Source organism: Domibacillus sp. 8LH, from assembly GCF_038806185.1.
GTDB classification, from domain to species: domain Bacteria; phylum Bacillota; class Bacilli; order Bacillales; family Domibacillaceae; genus Domibacillus; species Domibacillus indicus_A.
The window spans coordinates 1-258 of the sequence record NZ_JAVJNG010000206.1 but is presented as its reverse complement, the minus strand read 5'-3'; the positions used below and the strand labels follow the sequence as shown (position 1 = coordinate 258).

Below are 258 nucleotides of genomic sequence, written 5' to 3'. Positions count from 1 at the left end.
GTGGAAGTGCGGCGACGCATGGAGCTGACGAATACTAATCGATCGAGGACTTAATCAATGTACACTTGGCGTGTAACTGAAAGGTTTTTGCCCATACAATAACGCTTCTATCCAGTTTTGAAAGAACAAAAAAGTTCTTGCAAATTTCATTTATTGTGCTATAATAATAAATGTCGCAAATAAGTCAGGTGGCAATAGCGAAGAGGTCACACCCGTTCCCATCCCGAACACGGCCGTTAAGCTCTTCAGCGCCGATGG

General features: G+C 43.8%; 1 rRNA gene. It reads left to right on the top strand.

Annotated features, from left to right (window positions below):
* Positions 1–184 precede the first annotated feature (184 nt).
* Positions 185–258 (top strand): 5S ribosomal RNA (gene rrf / locus RG959_RS24450); the annotation flags it as partial.